We start from the raw sequence: 16,228 nt of genomic DNA on the forward strand, positions 1-16,228 counted from the left end.
AACCGGCATAGGCACTCACGAGGTCAGCGGTTGGACGCCTTCTTCACGAACTTGCCCAGGTCCTTCGACTGCTGCACCCGCGACGGTTCGTGCACGTACATCATGTGCCCGGCCGGGTAGTAAGCCGTGTCGATGTTCTCCCGCAGCTCCTCCGGAATCTTCAGCTGCGAAAGCACATACTCGGACGCGTAGTAGGCCGTCGCGCCGTCGTAGTGTCCGAACGCGACGTGGACCTGCAGGTGCGGGTTGGCCCGCATCGCCGCGCTCAACGTGTCCACAACCGACACCGACCGGCCCTCGAACTCCTTGTAGGACCAGGCCTTGAACACCTCGGTGGACAGGATCTCGTACGGCAGGTCGTTCTCGTAGCCGAGTTCGGCGCGCACGTAGTGGTTGAACCCGGCGGAGTAGGCGCCGATGATCCGCGACACCGAGGGGTCGTCGCTCATGTGCTCGACGCCGCCGTCCGGTTCCCACGTGGTGAACCGGCCGTCCATCCGGCCGACGGTCTTGCCCTGGTCGCGCAGCAGTTCGGTGAAGAACCGGACGTGCTCGATCCGCAGGTTCACCCGGTCCACATAGGACTCGCTGAGCCCGGTGAGCGACGCCAGCGTCTGCACCGCCTCGGTGCGGTCCTGAGTGGACAGCCGCGCGCCGCGGGAAAGCGCCCACGGCAGTTCCTTCGAGGCGAAGTCCTCGGCGTCGGCGAGCACGTCGTCGAGCGGCCGTTCGCCGTGCCTGCCGTGGTAGTGCGCGATCGCCGCGTAGGTGGGCAGGAACAGCGAGTACGGCAGGTCGTTGCCCTCGTGGAACCGCAGCGTGCCGAGGTCCAAAACGGACGAGATGAGCATCAGGCCGTTGAGGTACAGGCCGTAGCGCTCCTGCAGGTGCCCGGCCAGCGCGGCCGCGCGCAGCGTGCCGTACGACTCGCCGGCCAGGAACTTCGGCGACAGCCAGCGCTGGTTGCGCGAAACCCACAGCCGGATGATCTCCGCGACCGATTCGACGTCGCCCTGGAAACCGGTGTACGGCTGGGATTCGCCGCCCTCGGTCACCCGCGAGTAGCCGGTCTGGACCGGGTCGATGAACACCAGGTCGCTGTGCGCGAGCAGGCTTTCCGGGTTGTCCTCGAGCCCGTACGGCGGCGGCACCGGGTCGTTGACGTCGCCGGACAGCACCCGGCGCGGTCCGAGCAGGCCCATGTGGAGCCAGATGCTGGAGGAACCGGGGCCGCCGTTGAAGGCGAAGGTGACCGGTCGCGTGCCGGGGTCGGCGTCGTCGAGGGTGTAGGCGGTGAGGAAGACCTCGGCCTTGGCCTGGTGGCCCTCGGACTTGCCGTCCTTCTTGACCTCTTGGCGGAGCACGATCCGGCCGGTCTGGGCGGTGTAGGCGAGCTTGCGCCGCTTGACGGTGAGCGTGTGCTGCGTCGTGACGAGGTCGTCGACGGGCTCGGCCGCCTTCGTCTCCTCGTCCTTGGTCTTCTCGGCGGTCTCGTCCGCGGTGGTGTCGGCCATGGCCCCAACCTATCCCGCGTTACCGTGGCAGCACACCAAGCGGAGGAGATCGATGCGCACGTTCGCCGAGCTCGACGCGGAGCTGGTGCGGTGCCGCGCGTGCCCGCGGCTCGTCGAATGGCGCGAGGGCGTGGCGGGGACGAAGGCAGCGTTCGCCGGGCAGGAGTACTGGGCGCGGCCGGTGCCCGGTTTCGGCGCGGAGGACGCCGCGCTGGCCGTGGTCGGGCTCGCGCCGTCCGCGCACGGGGCCAACCGCACCGGCCGGATGTTCACCGGCGATCCGTCCGGCGACTTCCTCTTCCGCGTGCTGTACGAGGTCGGTCTGGCGTCCCAGCCGGTGTCCGCCGCCATCGGCGACGGCCTCACGCTGCGCGGCACCCGGCTCGTGTCGCCGGTCCGCTGCGCGCCGCCGGAGAACCGGCCGACCCCCGCTGAACGGGACACCTGCCGGCACTGGCTGGCCGACGAGCTGGACCTGCTGCGCCCGACCCTGCGCTCGATCGTCGTGCTCGGCGCGTTCGGCTGGCAGGCGCTGCTGCCCGTGCTTTCCGCCGCCGGCTGGCCGGTGCCGAAACCGCGTCCGGCCTTCGCGCACGGCGCCTGGATGCAGGTCGGCGACCTTGCGGTGTTCGGCTGCTACCACGTGTCACCGCGCAATGTCCAGACCGGTCGTGTGACACAGCCCATGGTGGTGAGCGCGTTCACCGCCGCGGCCTCGGCGGCCGGGCTCATCTGAATCGTGACAACCAGCGTGGCGATGCTGGTCACAGCGGGGTGGGGTACCCGAGCGGAGCCGCTTCGGAAGTGCGACTATAGGTACATGGCTGCTGCGAAGTCGGAACCGACTCGGATCCTCGTCCTCGGTGGTGGATACGTCGGCCTGTACACCGCGTACGGGCTTCAGAAGATGCTGCGCGCCAACGAGGCCTCCGTGACCGTCGTTGACCCGCAGCCGCACATGACCTATGCCCCGTTCCTGCCCGAGGCGGCGGCCGGCGCGATCGAGCCGCGGCATGTGGTCGTGCCGCTGCGCCGCGTGCTGAAGCGCTGCCACGTGCTGACCGCGCGGGTCACGAAGATCGAGAACGAGCGCAAGGCCGTCACGGTCGAGGCGGCCGACGGCCACATCGAGACGCTGAACTACGACGTGCTCGTGGTCGCGCTCGGTGCCGTCGCGCGGATCCTGCCGATCCCCGGCCTCGCCGAGGAGGGCATCGCCTTCAAGACCATCGGCGAAGCGATCTACCTGCGCAACCACATCATGACCAAGCTGGACGAGGCCGCCAGCACGCTCGACCCCGAGCTGCGCAAGCGCCTGCTCACGTTCACCGTGGTCGGCGGCGGGTTCGCGGGCATCGAGGCGCTGGCCGAGCTCGAGGACATGACCCGCTTCGCGGTCGAGAACTACTACCCGAACATCAAGCCGGCGGACATCCGCTGGGTGATGGTCGAGGCGGCCGGGCGGATCCTGCCCGAGGTGCGCGAGACGCTGGGTGTGTACACGGTGCAGCAGCTGGAGAAGCGCGGCATCGAGGTCTACCTGTCGACCGCGGCGAAGTCGTTCGAAAACGGCCACGTCGTGCTCTCGGACGGCACCGAGTTCGACACCGACACGATCATCTGGACCGCGGGCGTGAAGGCCAACCCGGTCCTCGCCGGCTCGGACCTGCCGCTCGACAAGCGCGGCCGCGTCGAGGCCACCGCCGCGATGCAGGTGGTCGGCCACCCGGACGTCTGGACCGCGGGCGACAACGCGGCCATCCCGGACCTGTCGCGCACCGAACAGGACCCGACGGCGACCTGCCCGCCGAACGCCCAGCACGCGGTCCGCCAGGCCCGCCTGCTGGCGAAGAACATCATCAAGGTGATCCGCGGCGGACAGCCGAAGGACTACTTCCACAAGAACCTGGGCGCGGTCGCGAGCCTCGGCCTGCACAAGGGCGTGGCGGACGCGCTGAACCTGAAGATCAAGGGCTTCCCGGCGTGGCTCTTCCACCGCGCCTACCACCTCAAGGCGATGCCCACGTGGAACCGCAAGATCCGCATCCTGTTCGACTGGATGCTGGGCGGCCTGTTCCGGCGCGAGGTCATCTCGCTGGGGCAGATCAACAACCCGAAGGAAGAGTTCAACCGGGCCAGCAAGGGCTGAGCGGTTTTCCGATGAAGCCGGGTCGTCTTCGGGCGGCCCGGCTTTGTCGTGTCCGGGGGCGGGTTCGCTAGGGTGGGTGGGCCCCCGTAGCCCAATTGGCAGAGGCAGTCGACTTAAAATCGACCCAGTGCGGGTTCGAACCCCGTCGGGGGCACCGTTATCGCTGCGCCCGGGTGTGCGCCGCCTGCTCGGTAAAGGTATGGACCACCCGGCTGGTGCGTTCGGTCGCCGGGCGGGTTTGCTGCTAATCGGGCTTGGGGCCGCCGCGGCGGTGTGCTTCGGCCGTCAAATGGCAGCCGGTCTCCACACGTAGAGTGGTGTACTTGCCGGTGCCGAAGTGCAGGAGTGCGCCGTCGGGCTTGCCGTAGGCCACGGTGTGGGTGCCGGGTTGGTTGGTGAAGACCTTGGGCGTGGAGTTGAAGCCGTAGCCCGCGGCGATCTGGCCGACCAGAGCCTGGGCGCGGGACCAGTCGTTGTCGGGCAGGTTGCCGGGCGAATCCCAGCGGGGCAGGCGCAACTCGCGACCGTCGGCGTCGAGACCGGGGTAGTCGTTGCCGCAGGTTCCTCCGCTGAGCTCGCCTCCTTGTTCCCAGGTGCGGCCGAATTCGGCGGTGAGCCGCTCACGGATGGCGGCGGTCATGGCGGTGTAGGCGGCTTGAGCCTGATCGACGTCAGGGCGTTTCATCAGCTGGTCGTAGGCGTCGGACACGTCGGGTCCTTTCTGCCCGCAGCCGCCGGCCATGGCGAGCGCGAGGGCCAGCGCCGCGAGGCGGGCGGCGGCCCGCGAGGTCGGGCGGCGGGTGGGCGGTCGGTGCAGGGGCATAAGAGATTTCTACCGTCCTCCGGGCAGCTGGTATTCGAAGCCCGGCTGGTCCAGGAGTGTGCGTTCGGCGGGGGTGTTGGCGACAACGGCGGCGATGTTGTGCTGGCTGGTGGTACCGGGCCGCAGGTACTCCTCCACGCTGGAATGCCCGGTCGTAGCTTCCAGCGGCGGGCCGTCCGCCGGGAACGAGCGGTCAGTGGACATGTGGTGGACGCCGGGCATCTGGGCCGGGTCGGTACCGAACCAGCCGGAAGTGGCGACGGGATCGCCATCGTTCTTGAGCACGTAGGACTCGCCGGGTGGGACTTTCAGATCGGAGATGGAACCGGTGTCGAGCCCGGGGGACCCGGCGAAGATCGCCGCGTCGACGCCTGCGTGGCGGAGTGCGATTCCAGTAGTGGTGGAGCCGTATGAGTGCCCGAGGGCGACCAGCCGTGCCGGGTCGCCCTCGCGCGAGGCGTCCAGGCCCTCCAGGAACGGTGCCAGCTTCGCAGCGCCGTTCTCGGCTTTCCCGGTGCTGAGAACGTCGAGCGACTGTGGTGCGTCATACCCCATCCAGGTCACCGCAGCCGATTTGCCGCCGTCCCCGGATTTCCGTGCCATGTCGTCGGCGTCCTGCCGGATCTGGTCCATTCGGTTGTCGTAGTCGAGGAGATCGCCGTTGACGGAGGACCCGAGCCCGCCGGTGAACGTGACGATATTGCGTGCGGTGTCTACGTTTCCGGACGCGACTGCCGCTCTCAGATGTTCGCCGCTGCCGTCGAGGACCAGCAGCTGCCGACCTCCCGGCAACTGCAGCGCCTGGTCGACCTTGCTCAGTTCGGACAGCCGGTCGTTGATCCGGTCCAGTTGCACTTGCAGGTCATGGTGCTCGTTCTGCTGCTGGGGGTCGGACATCTTCAGCCCGTCCATCCGACGCTGGAGGTCGGCGCGCTGCCGCTGGAGATCCGCTTGCTGTTGCGCGAGCACTGCTCGGTTGGCCCTGTCGCGGGCTCCGCCCGGCAGACCGTCCATCGCGCCGATCGTGCCCGGACGGTCGCGGATCATGATGTCCCGCCCGGCTTTGGACAGAGTCGCCCACCAGGCGGCGTTCTGAGCCGGGGTCGCGTTGGCAGGAGGTTCGGGCAACGTCAGACCCGGGTCTTTCAGCCCGTCGGCGGCTGCGGCGGCGACGGTCGTTTCGTTGCCGGTACCGAACTGCCCGGCGGCGGCTCTGTCGAGCACGGAGGCGAGATCGGTGTCGATGTCATCGGCGGTGCGCAGGATCTGCGCGACGTCGTCGGTCAGCTGTTGCTGCGCCCGTGCTCGGTCTTGTGGGTGCAGGTCCGGCGGTGGCTGGCCAGCGTAGACGCAGACGATCGCGCCGTCGGCGGTGATCGCGAACCCGTACTTGCGGGCCAGTTCGTCAGCGTCACGGATGGCGGCTTGCACTCCGAGGATCGCGTCCGCGGCCTGCCCGACTGCCTTGCCCAGGGCGGAGACGCCGGCCACATAGGTGTCGAGCGCTTGCATGTGGTTCTTGTGCTGGACGGCGGCATTGTCGGCGGCGGGCCCGGTCCAGCTTTCGACGGGCAGGATTTTGCCGTAGTCGTCGCCGTCGTTGACGAGGATCTGCGCCCGGGTCCGCAGGACGGAACAGATTTCGTCCAACGTGCCGGGGTTCCAGGCCCGGACATCGGCAAGCGACACCATCAGCGCGGTCCCCGCATCGTAGGGGCGGTTGGAAAGACTCCGGCCGCGGCGTGGTCGCCGCGCTGATACCGCTCGGCCGCGACGCCCAGGTTGTCGCTGAACCGCTGGGCCTGGTCGCACCACTGCGCGAAGGTGACGGACATGGACTCTCGGCAGCGTCCGGCAGAGACCGCAGCCTTTCCGCCTCTGATCGCGCTGGCGATCTTGCCCGCTGCTTCTGCGCAGTCCGCGTCGCGCAGACTCGCAGTCTTTTCCCCGGCCGATCTCCCCGCTGCTCTCAATGCGTCCGGCACCGTCGTGAAACTCATGACTGCCCTCCCGTAGCCATCCGATCACGCTACGGGTGCGGGCCCGGGGAGATCAACGTTTCTCACCCTGGAAGGGGTAGCTAGCTGCGAAAACGCGAAGGCCTACTCAGGCTTGCCTGAGTAGGCCTACTCAGGAACGCGTCGTGGTATCCCTGGCCGTGTGCTGATCTGTCCTATTCCGACGCGATCATCGCGCACTCCCCGGAAACCTGATCCGACGTCCGGGCAAAAGCGGTTTCATCAGCGGTGTCCAGTCGACAGCCAGCAGTCGGTCGTGAGTCCGGGGCGCCGTTACCGGGTGCGGCGGCTCCTCAACTCGGCCAGCCAATCCCGCACCTGGCTGTCGTCATGCAGGTAGGTACCACCGGGGCCACCGCGCAGGTCGATTCCGTGAAGAAGATCCAAAGCCCACCAGTCCAGCGCCTTCCACGAGAGACTGTCGTCGGTCAGCCAACGACCGGCCCATCGGTCGACAGCGTCGCGGGTCATCCGTCCCTCGAGAAGCGCGACGAAATGCGCCTCGATCTCGTCCAAGTCCGGCTGCTTTCCAGTGGTCACCCATTAACGGTAAGCGAAGCGGGACGGGGCTACGCAGAACGGCGAGATCGGGAACCTTGCCGTAGGGGGCGATGACCAGTCGTTTGCCGCCGGACAGCATGCCGCCGTGTTCGCCTGTTGGGTTCCAGGCACGTGGGGAGGCGGTCGACGAATTCGGTGGAGTTCGCCCTCGAAGCGCCGGTGCGGATTCGTCGTTGGTCGCCTCGAGCGATCATGGAATCAGTGCACCGGGAGCACCAGCCGGAACCACAGGATTCCGTGGCGCCACCGACTCGACGCGTGCATACGGTGCGCCCAGCGGAGGCCGCCGGTCTGCCTCGCCGCGGTTGGGCCACAGGGACATCGCGCGTTCGGCTTGGGCGGTGATCGTCAGGGATGGGTTGACGCCCAGGTTCGCGGAGATTGCCGAGCCGTCGACGACGTGGAGGCCTGGGTGGCCGTGGATGCGGTGGTAGGGGTCCAGGACACCGGTTGCCGGGTCGGTGGAGATGGCGCAGCCGCCGATGAAGTGGGCGGTCATGGGGATGTTCAGGATTTCTCCGGTGGTGCCGCCGGCGATGCCGTCGATTTTCTCGGCTACGCGGCGGGCCGCATCGTTTCCGGCGGGGATCCAGGTGGGGTTTGGCTCGCCGTGGCCGGGGCTGGAGGTCAGTTTGCGCCGTCCGGTGCGGGTGCGTTTGCTCGAGACCGTGATGGAATTGTCCAGGGTTTGCATCACCAGCAGGATGATGGTGCGTTCGGACCAGCGGCGCGGCGAGAACCAGGTGAGGTTGCGCGGGTTTTTGGCGAACGCGCCGAGCCAGGTGAGCCAGCGCGGGACTGGTTTGCCGCCGTCGGTGAGGGCGGTTTGCAGCAGCGACATCGCATTGCTGCCTTTGCCGTAGCGGCACGGTTCGATGTGCGTGTGCTCGTCGGGGTGGATGGACGACGTGATCGCGACGCCGTGGGTGAAGTCGACGTCCTTGCGTTTCGATTTCGCGCCCAGGATGGATTCCGAGTTCGTCCGGGTCAATCGGCCTAGGCTGGCGGAGATTCGCGGCAGTGCGCCGGTTTCGCGGGCTTGGTGGAGAAGTTTCTGTGTGTTGTAGGTGCCTGCGCTTAAGATCACGTCGCGGGCGAAGAAGGTGCGCACGTTTTTGCGGCGGCGCGGCGATTTTCCAGTGCGGACTGCGGTGACGAGGTAGCCGCCGTCTGTGGGGCGTACGTCCAGCACTGTGGTCATGGGGATGATGTTCGCGCCGCGTTTTTCGGCTAGGTAGAGGTAATTGCGGTCCAAGGTGTTCTTCGCGCCGACGCGGCAGCCGGTCATGCAGGAACCGCATTCGGTGCAGGTTTTGCGGGCTGGTCCGGCGCCGCCGAAGAATGGGTCTGGTACGGCGGTTCCGGCGGGGGTGTTCTTGTCGCCGAAGAAAACGCCGACTGGGGTGAGCCGGAAGGACGAGCCGACGCCCAGGTCGTCGGCGACTTCGCGGAGTACCTCGTCAGCCTTGGTGACAGTGGGGTTCTGGGTGACGCCGAGCATCCGGCGGGCCTGGTCGTAGTGCGGTTTCAGTTCGGCTTGCCAGTCGGTGACGTGCGCCCATTGCGGGTCCTCGAAAAACGGTGCGGGCGGTTCGTAGAGGGTGTTGGCGTAATTCAGGGAACCCCCGCCGACGCCTGCGCCGCCGAGGATGACGACGTCTCGGAGCAGGTGGATGCGCTGGATTCCATAGCAGCCGAGCCGCGGTGCCCACAGGAAATTCCGGACGTCCCAAGAGGTTTTGGGCAGCGTCTTCTCGGTACGGCGAGGTCCCGCTTCCAGTACGGTGACTCGGTAGTCCTTTTCGGACAGTCGCAGTGCGGCTACCGAGCCGCCGAAGCCGGAGCCGATCACGAGGACGTCGGTTTCTTCGCGGGGGTCGTTCATCGTTGTCCTCGCAGACGCGGTGGCGAACTCGTCACCCCGGAGTCTTCTCGCCAGGTCAGGCGCGGGGCATCGGTCCGCGGACCGGGAGGGTGGGGCCCGACTGGTCCCGCGGCACAAAAATCAGTCGACCGGCCGGAGCACTGCCGGACCGAGCAGCCGGCACGCCAGCAGCGCGACTTCGACGTCGATCCGTCCCTCGGACAGGGGACGGCCGCGTTCCTGCTCGGCCTTGCGCAGCCGGTACTGGATGGTGTTCTTGTGCAGGTGGAGCTCTTGCGCGGCGACCATCAGGCTGCTCCCGCTCGACAGGTACGCCCACACCGTCTCGCGCATCCGGTGGTGCCCCTCGTCGTCGTCGGCCAGCGCGCCGAGCACCGACTGGACCCAGCCCGCGACCGCCGACGGATCCGCCGCGACCAGCGCCAACGGTCCGAGTTGCGCCGCCGCGGTGACCGGGCGCGGCTGGGTCCGCTCGGTCATCTGCGCGACGGCTTCGGCTTGCCGGGCCTGCTGGTGGGTGGTGCGGAACCCGGCCAGCCCGTTCGCCGGGTCGCCCAGCGCGACGCGCACCGGATCGGGTGAGCCGGCGAGCGCGGCGGACACCGCGTCGAGGTCGAGCGTCGCGGCCGGGAACCAGGCCCACACGGTCGAGGCGTCCGGGGCGACGACCAGCGGCGTGGCGCCCAGGGCGTTCGCGAGCAGGGCCGCGTGTCGTTCGAGGGTGGTCAGCCGGGTGCTTTCGTCCAGCTCAGGGCCGCACCACAGCACCGCGCCGACGTGCCGGTCCGAGAGCGCGTAGCCGAGGGTCTTCTCGACGTCGGCGGTGTCGACGGGCTTGCCGGACAGCGCTGCCTGCACCTTCGCGAGCCGGGCCGCGTTGCGGTGGCGCAGCCAGGTGTCGCGTTCCAGCTGGTAGGCCTCGACGACCTCTTCGGAGATCTTGTCGATGTAGGTGAAGGCGACCTGCGACAGCTCGGTGGCGGCGACCGCGACGTCCGCGGCCTCCACCGGCTCGGCGGCGATCCGGGCGATCATCTCCTGCTGGAAGGCCGCCTGGCCGAGGCGGTACGCACGCAGCATCGCGGTGATCGGCACCCGCCGCTGGGCCAGCCGCCGGGCGAACTCCAGCGCGACCGGCGGTGCCCCCACGTCGACCGGTTCGGTCGCGCCGCCGAGCACGCTCAGCGCGGCGACCAGGTTCTCTCTCACCGTGCTGTCCAGCAGCTCAGCGGCCTGCGCGTCCGGGGCGAGCGATGGCAGTTCGGCGGAGACCTCCGCCACGATCCGCGCGCGGAGCAGCGCGAGCTCGGCCAGGACCGAGTCCGCGACCTTGGCCAGCGTGGCGGCAGCCGTCGACGTCACAGGCAGCACCGTACGCCCGGTTCGTGCCCGAGACCCAACGCAGCCGAGCGTTTCGGTTTCGCGCACAGTGTCCCGCCGCCCGCGAATTCCTACCTTCAGGAAAACGACAGTGGAGGCCGCCATGAAGAAGTACCGCCTCGCCGGACCGAACGGCGAAACCGCCTGGCACGACCGGAAGCGGCACCTGTGGCTGCTCGGGCTCGTGGTGCCGCTGCTGCCGTTCGGCGCGATCGGATTGCACGCCGCGACCGGATCCGACGCTGTGCTGTGGCTCGGCCCGCTCGTCGTGCTGGTGCTCGTGCCGCTGATCGACCTCGTCGCCGGATACGACCACACCAACCCGCCGGACGAGGTGATGGAGGCGCTGGAGGAAGACCGCTATTACCGCTGGATCACCTACCTGTTCCTGCCGTTGCAGTACGCCGGTTTCGTGGCGGGTGCGTGGATGCTCGCGCGCGGCGAACTGTCCGTCGGGGGCAAAATCGGCCTCGCGATCACGTTGGGCACGGTCGCCGGAATCGCGATCAACACCGCGCACGAACTCGGCCACAAACGGGAAAGCACTGAGCGCTGGGCCGCGAAAATCGCGCTGGCGCAGTGTTTCTACGGGCATTTCTACATCGAGCACAATCGTGGGCACCACGTCCGCGTCGCCACTCCGGAGGATCCGGCGTCGAGCCGGTTGGGCGAAAGCTTCTACCGTTTCTGGCCGCGCACGGTTTTCGGTTCGCTGCGCAGCGCCTGGGGTGTCGAGCGGAAACGGTACGCCCGCAAGCAAACTCACCCGTTCCACCTCGGCAATGACGTGCTCAACGCATGGTTGATGAGCGTGGTGCTGTGGGGCGTGCTGATCGCCTGGCTCGGCGTCGGGATCCTGCCGTATCTGGTGATTCAGGCGGTGTTCGGGTTCTCGCTGCTGGAGATCGTGAATTACATGGAGCACTACGGGATGCTGCGCAAGCAGGTCACCCACGGCGCCAAGACCCGGTACGAGCGGGTCACTCCGGCGCATTCCTGGAACTCCAACAACGTCGCGACGAATGTGCTGCTGTACCACCTGCAACGGCACAGCGATCACCACGCGAACCCGACGCGCCGGTTCCAGACTTTGCGCGACTTCAAGGAAAGCCCGGTTCTGCCGACCGGCTACACCGGGATGATGGTCGTCGCGCTGGTCCCGGCGTGGTTCCGCAAGGTGATGGACCCGCGGGTTTACCGGCATTTCGACGGCGACATCCGGCAGGCGAACGTGCAGCCGGGCAAACTCCCGTCGCTGCTGAGGGAATACCCGGTCGTCGCCGCTGCCGCGGACGAACCCGTCGCGGACACGCGGGCGAAGCTGGCCGACGACGTGGACGCCGCGCGGTGCCCTGGCTGCGGCTACATCTACCGCGTCGCGGAGGGCAACGAGCTGGAGGGCTTCGCCGCGGGAACCGCGTGGTCGGAGATCCCGGACGACTGGACGTGCCCCGATTGCGGCGTGCGCGACAAGGTCGACTTCGTGCCCGTGGTGCGGGAGGCGGCGTGCTGAAGATCTTCGCGGACCACGGCAAATGCGAAGGCCTCGGCATGTGCGAAGCGATGGCCGACCAGTTCTTCGAGGTCGGCGACGACGGAGTGGTGCAGGTCCTCGACGAGACCCCGCCCGAAGCGGAGCGGCACTTCGTCGATGCAGCGGTGCGCGCGTGTCCGGTCGCGGCGTTGCGGCTGCAGGATTGAGGCCCGGTGGAGACGGAGCTGCTGGGGCGGGCGCGGTCTGGCGACCAGGCCGCGTTCGCCGTCATCTACCGGGAACACGCGCCGCCGGTCTTCCGCTACCTGCGGATGCGGGTGCCGACGCCGACGGTCGCCGAAGACCTGACGAGCGAGGCTTTTCTGCGCGCGTGGCGGAAACTGCCGGACTTCCGGCCGGACGTCGGCTCGTTCACCGGCTGGCTGTACACGATCGCCGACAACCTGCTGCGCGACCACCGCAAATCGGCCCGCTACCGGCGTGAACTCCTCGACGGGAAAGACCACGACGGACCGGACCTCCGCGGCGGAGCCGACCGGCTCGCGCTGGCCCGCATCGAAGCGGCGGCGCTGCGGCGATGCCTGGCCGACCTCAGCGAACCGCAGCGCGAGTGCGTGCGGCTCCGGTTTTTCGCCGGACTGTCCGTCGCCGAGGTCGCCGAAACGATGAACAAGAACCCCAACAGCATCCGGGCGCTGCAGCACCGCGCGGTGCGCACGCTCGCGACGCTGCTGGCCGAGACCGAGAAGGCGTGAGGGCATGCACGGATTCCTCGAGATTTTCAAGATCATGGGACCACTGCTGGTGCTGATGCTGTGCCCGATCTGGCTTCCGCTGCTCGGAATGCTGATCGGGAAGCTCTCGGACGCCTTCTCCGGCGGTGGCAAGCGCGTCGAGCCCGCGCCTCGGATGGCGCGGGTGGAGGCAGGGAGCCGCGTTGGGCGGTGAGGTATAGCCGGGCAAACATGTCTCGGGCGGCAAAGAGCATTGGTCAGGCATTCCGGACTTTCTTAGCCTGACAGCGGGTCGAAGGTGCCGGACACCCGCTCAAAGGAGAGCCGAGATGACCGAATGCCAGCCTGTCACTGCCCAGCCGCCGTCCGGTCCGGTCATCGGCGAGCACAGCGACGACGGTTTGCTGCGGTTCCGTGGCGTGCGGTACGGCACCGCCGAGCGGTTCCAGCTGCCGCTGCCTGCCGCGCCTCGTTCCGACGCCAGCCTGCCCGGGCCGATCTGCCCGCAGCTCGGCTCGCGTCTGGAAGCCGCGATGGGGCCGCCGCGGGATGAACCGCCGCAGTCCGAGGACTGTCTCAATCTTGCCGTCGTGACGCCTGCGCTGAGCGGCTCACGTCCGGTGCTGGTGTGGCTGCACGGCGGCGGTTTCCTGAGCGGAGGCGGCACCCTTCCCTGGTACGACGGGGGACGGCTCGCCGCGGACGGCGACGTGGTCGTCGTGTCGGTCAACTACCGGCTGGGGGCGTTCGGCTACCTGGTCTGCGACGGCGTCAGCGAGGGCAATCTCGGCCTGGCGGACCAGGCGCTCGCGCTTGAATGGGTGCGCGACAACATCGCGGCGTTCGGTGGTGACCCGGGCAACGTCACCCTCTTCGGGCAGTCCGCGGGCGCGCTGTCGACGCTCGCCTTGTTGTCCAAACCGGACAGTCGTCCGCTCATCCGCCGGGCGATCGTCCAGAGTTCGCCGGACCCCGGGATCATTCAGAAACGTGCGACGGCGCTGGAGATCGGCCAGTATTTCGCCGACGCGGTCGACGGCGACCCGGCCACCGCTTCGGTGGACCAGTTGCTGGCCGCACAGCTGCGCACTCTCCGATGGAACGCCGCGAAGGACCCGACGTCTACCCGGCCGCCGTTCGGGCTGGTCGATCTGGACGTGCGACTGTCCGATCCGTTGCCGGACTTGATGATCGGATACACCACGCGGGAGTGTGCGGCGTTCGCGATCGGGCTGCCGGACGAGGGGATCCGGCAAGCGATCCTGGACCAGACCGATCCGCTTTTCGGTCGTCCGGCGCGTGAGCTGGCACAGCAGTACGGCGCGTACTCCTACGAATTCGACTGGGCTCCGGAACACGGCGGCTACGGCGCGATCCACTGTCTCGAACTGCCGTTCCTGCTGGGCACTCCGGAATCCTGGCGGGGAAGCCCGATGCTGGGCGACACCAGCTGGGCCGAGGTCGAACGCCTCGGCACCCAAATGCGCTTGTGGTGGACGGAATTCGCGCGATCGGGCTCGCCAGGACCGCGGAGCGGCGTCCGGATCGGGAATTCCCTTCAGACACTGGAGAACACGCCATGAGCAAGAGCATTCATTGGCCCGTCGTCCTGCTCTGCTTCCTCGCTGTCCTGTTGGACGGCTTCGACACCGCCGCACTGTCGTTCACGATCCCGACGCTGTCGCATGAATGGGGTGCGGTTCCGGCTGCCTTCACCCTGCCGTTGGTGCTGACCAACATCGGGGTCGTCATGGGATACCTGGCCGCGGGTTACATCGGTGCCCGGATGAAGGCACGGTCCGTCGTGCTCACCGGCGTCCTGATCTTCGCGGGCGCGACCGTGCTGACCGCCGCGATCCTGCACCTGAAGTCCATGCCGGTCTTCGCGGCGGCACGCCTGGTCACGGGGCTGGGCCTCGGGCTGGTGCTGCCCGCCGGGGTGTCGCTCGCGACGAAACACAGCGCGGAAGGCCGCCGGGAACTGGTCTCGGTGGCGGTCACCCTCGGGCTCGCTTCCGGGAGCAGCCTCGGCGGGTTCTTCGGCGGGAAACTGCTGCACAGCGTCGGGTCCGCCGGCGTCTTCTACGTCGCCGGGCTGGCTCCGTTGGTGCTGGCCGCGGTCATGGCCGTGGTGCTGCCCGCCCGCGAGCCGTCGGTGGAGAGCAGCGCGAAGCAGGAAGCCAAGGTGAGCAGGCTCTTCGGACCGGGACTGCGCCTGCCGACGTCGCTCATCTGGGCGTTCTCGTTCCTCATCTTCATCACCGCGTACGTCCTGATTTCCTGGGTTCCGACGCTGCTCACCGGATACGGTTTCGCGGCTGGCAAGGCCCCGCTGGGACTCGCGTTCCTCACCCTGGGCGGCATCGCGGGCGGCCTGGTGCTCATTCCGTTGGCCGCGCGGATCGGGATCGCCCGCGCGCTGATCCTCATGCCCGCGATCGGGGCGGTGTGCATGGTTCTCGTCGCGACCGTGCCGGTCGGCGAGACGCTGCTGTTCGTGCTGCTGGCCGGTGCCGGTTTCGGGGTCACGGCCGGGCAGATCGGCCAGTTGACCCTCGCGGTTTCGATCTATCCCGCCCGCACGCGCACCACTGGCGTCGGCTGGGCCGCGGCGCTGGGGCGGATCGGGTCGATCGTCGGACCGGGCGTCGCGGGTTTGCTGCTCGCGCTGGCGTTGTCGGCGCAGACGATCGTCCTGGTGACCGCCGTTCCGGTGCTGGTCGCAATCGCTTGCGCGGTGGGATTGAGCCGCGTGCGGCCGGCGGCGAGGAGGGAGCGCGATGGCGCACTGGTTCGATCTCGGTGACGTCGCGGTCGTTCCCCTCGTCGAGGACGACCGGCTGCTGATCGAGCCCGGGGAGTTCTTCCCGGGACTCGAACCGGACCTGTCCGACTGGTACGCCCAGGAGCCGTGGTTCGACCGGGCGGCGGGGAAGCTGGTCTTCGTCATCCAGTCGTTCCTCGTCTGCTCGGCGGACGAGGTGCTGGTGGTCGACGCGTGCGTCGGGGCGGGGAAGGAGCGCCAGCGCGCGGAGTTCGACCACCTGCCGGACCGATGGATGCGGCAGTTCCTCGCGACCGGGCTGCGGCCCGCGGACGTCGACGCGGTGGTGTTCACCCACTTGCACACCGATCACGTCGGGGCCGCCACTGTGCAGCGGGAACCGGTGTTTCCGGACGCCCCGCACTTCGTGGTCGAGGAGGAGTTCCGGTACTGGTCGAGCGAGGCTGGCGGGGCGGCGATGCGCCGGACTGGGGACTACCTGACCGACAGCGTGCTGCCGATCGAGCAGGCTGGACAGCTCAGTTTCGTCGCCCCGGATGCGGTGGTCGGCAAGCACGCCGAACTCGTACCCGCTGCTGGGCACACGCCGGGGAACGTGTGCGTGCGGGTGCGCGGCAGTGCCGGGACCATGCTGCTTGCTGGGGACACGATGCACCACGGGGTGCAGATCCGGCATCCGGAGCTGAGCACGAGGTACTGCGTTGATCCGGGGGAGGCGGCACGGGTCCGGAGCCGCCTGCTTGCGGCCGCGGAGGATTCGGTCCTGCTCCCGACGCATTTCCCGGCCCCCTCGGCGGGGCGGGTCCGGCGTGGCCGGGACGGGTACGGCTTCGAGTTCGCCGCCGATCTGCTCCGGTCCGGGCAGTTCCGCTACCGGGCGTAGC

The 16,228-nt window shown here is 68.5% G+C and carries 16 protein-coding genes and 1 tRNA gene; 10 read left to right on the top strand and 7 right to left on the bottom strand.

Going from position 1 to position 16,228, the window contains the following annotated elements:
• Positions 1 to 23 precede the first annotated feature (23 nt).
• Positions 24 to 1,514: a S10 family peptidase gene (locus tag EIZ45_RS31725; protein WP_043836594.1), complete on the bottom strand. Its 1,491-nt coding sequence runs from the start codon at positions 1,512 to 1,514 to the stop codon at positions 24 to 26.
• 52 nt (positions 1,515 to 1,566) lie between these two features.
• Here EIZ45_RS31725 and EIZ45_RS31730 point away from each other — a divergent pair, with 52 nt between their 5' ends.
• The 3 genes from EIZ45_RS31730 to EIZ45_RS31740 all read left to right on the top strand — a co-directional run bounded on the left by EIZ45_RS31730 (position 1,567) and on the right by EIZ45_RS31740 (position 3,817).
• Positions 1,567 to 2,250, top strand: a complete 684-nt coding sequence (locus tag EIZ45_RS31730) for a uracil-DNA glycosylase (protein ID WP_134667505.1) — start codon at positions 1,567 to 1,569, stop codon at positions 2,248 to 2,250.
• 84 nt (positions 2,251 to 2,334) lie between these two features.
• Complete coding sequence (locus tag EIZ45_RS31735; protein ID WP_043836597.1) at positions 2,335 to 3,663, top strand: NAD(P)/FAD-dependent oxidoreductase; 1,329 nt, start codon at positions 2,335 to 2,337, stop codon at positions 3,661 to 3,663.
• An 80-nt stretch (positions 3,664 to 3,743) separates the two neighbouring features.
• Positions 3,744 to 3,817 (top strand) — tRNA-Leu (locus EIZ45_RS31740).
• 90 nt (positions 3,818 to 3,907) lie between these two features.
• On the opposite strand, the gene EIZ45_RS31745 is transcribed toward EIZ45_RS31740, so the two are convergent.
• The 6 genes from EIZ45_RS31745 to EIZ45_RS31765 form a co-directional block, all read right to left on the bottom strand.
• Positions 3,908 to 4,486 carry an LppA family lipoprotein gene (locus tag EIZ45_RS31745; protein ID WP_134667504.1) on the bottom strand — a complete coding sequence of 193 codons (579 nt, stop codon included), beginning with the start codon at positions 4,484 to 4,486 and terminating at the stop codon, positions 3,908 to 3,910.
• A 9-nt stretch (positions 4,487 to 4,495) separates the two neighbouring features.
• The gene (locus EIZ45_RS31750; RefSeq protein WP_134667503.1) at positions 4,496 to 6,178 is read right to left on the bottom strand and encodes an alpha/beta hydrolase; all 1,683 of its coding nucleotides are present in this window, start codon (positions 6,176 to 6,178) and stop codon (positions 4,496 to 4,498) included.
• Entirely contained in the window at positions 6,178 to 6,321 is a 144-nt protein-coding gene (locus EIZ45_RS46260; RefSeq protein WP_167756609.1) for a type VII secretion target, read from the bottom strand. The genes EIZ45_RS31750 and EIZ45_RS46260 overlap by 1 nt, the downstream gene beginning before the upstream one ends.
• A 456-nt stretch (positions 6,322 to 6,777) precedes the next feature.
• Positions 6,778 to 7,044: a hypothetical protein gene (locus tag EIZ45_RS31755; RefSeq protein ID WP_134667502.1), complete on the bottom strand. Its 267-nt coding sequence runs from the start codon at positions 7,042 to 7,044 to the stop codon at positions 6,778 to 6,780.
• 211 nt (positions 7,045 to 7,255) lie between these two features.
• On the bottom strand, positions 7,256 to 8,950 hold the full coding sequence (locus tag EIZ45_RS31760; protein ID WP_134667501.1) for a GMC oxidoreductase: 1,695 nt from the start codon (positions 8,948 to 8,950) through the stop codon (positions 7,256 to 7,258).
• A gap of 120 nt (positions 8,951 to 9,070) precedes the next feature.
• Positions 9,071 to 10,312, bottom strand: a complete 1,242-nt coding sequence (locus tag EIZ45_RS31765; RefSeq protein ID WP_199818188.1) for a CdaR family transcriptional regulator — start codon at positions 10,310 to 10,312, stop codon at positions 9,071 to 9,073.
• 121 nt (positions 10,313 to 10,433) lie between these two features.
• Between EIZ45_RS31765 and EIZ45_RS31770 the strand changes: the two genes are divergently transcribed.
• The 7 genes from EIZ45_RS31770 to EIZ45_RS31800 all read left to right on the top strand — a co-directional run bounded on the left by EIZ45_RS31770 (position 10,434) and on the right by EIZ45_RS31800 (position 16,227).
• Positions 10,434 to 11,843 (top strand): fatty acid desaturase, encoded by a 1,410-nt coding sequence (locus EIZ45_RS31770; RefSeq protein ID WP_134667500.1) that lies wholly within the window; start codon positions 10,434 to 10,436, stop codon positions 11,841 to 11,843.
• Positions 11,840 to 12,031 carry a ferredoxin gene (locus EIZ45_RS31775; protein WP_205670195.1) on the top strand — a complete coding sequence of 64 codons (192 nt, stop codon included), beginning with the start codon at positions 11,840 to 11,842 and terminating at the stop codon, positions 12,029 to 12,031. Before EIZ45_RS31770 ends, EIZ45_RS31775 begins: the two co-directional genes overlap by 4 nt.
• A 6-nt stretch (positions 12,032 to 12,037) precedes the next feature.
• Entirely contained in the window at positions 12,038 to 12,580 is a 543-nt protein-coding gene (locus EIZ45_RS31780) for an RNA polymerase sigma factor (RefSeq protein WP_134667498.1), read from the top strand.
• Between the two features lie 4 nt (positions 12,581 to 12,584).
• Positions 12,585 to 12,773 (top strand): hypothetical protein, encoded by a 189-nt coding sequence (locus tag EIZ45_RS31785; RefSeq protein ID WP_134667497.1) that lies wholly within the window; start codon positions 12,585 to 12,587, stop codon positions 12,771 to 12,773.
• A gap of 115 nt (positions 12,774 to 12,888) precedes the next feature.
• Positions 12,889 to 14,142, top strand: a complete 1,254-nt coding sequence (locus tag EIZ45_RS31790; protein ID WP_134667496.1) for a carboxylesterase family protein — start codon at positions 12,889 to 12,891, stop codon at positions 14,140 to 14,142.
• On the top strand, positions 14,139 to 15,365 hold the full coding sequence (locus tag EIZ45_RS31795; RefSeq protein WP_037820409.1) for an MFS transporter: 1,227 nt from the start codon (positions 14,139 to 14,141) through the stop codon (positions 15,363 to 15,365). Before EIZ45_RS31790 ends, EIZ45_RS31795 begins: the two co-directional genes overlap by 4 nt.
• Positions 15,340 to 16,227: an MBL fold metallo-hydrolase gene (locus tag EIZ45_RS31800; RefSeq protein WP_134667495.1), complete on the top strand. Its 888-nt coding sequence runs from the start codon at positions 15,340 to 15,342 to the stop codon at positions 16,225 to 16,227. The genes EIZ45_RS31795 and EIZ45_RS31800 overlap by 26 nt, the downstream gene beginning before the upstream one ends.
• Position 16,228 lies beyond the last annotated feature (1 nt).

It is taken from the genome of Amycolatopsis sp. CFH S0740, from assembly GCF_004522315.1.
Lineage (GTDB): Bacteria > Actinomycetota > Actinomycetes > Mycobacteriales > Pseudonocardiaceae > Amycolatopsis > Amycolatopsis nivea.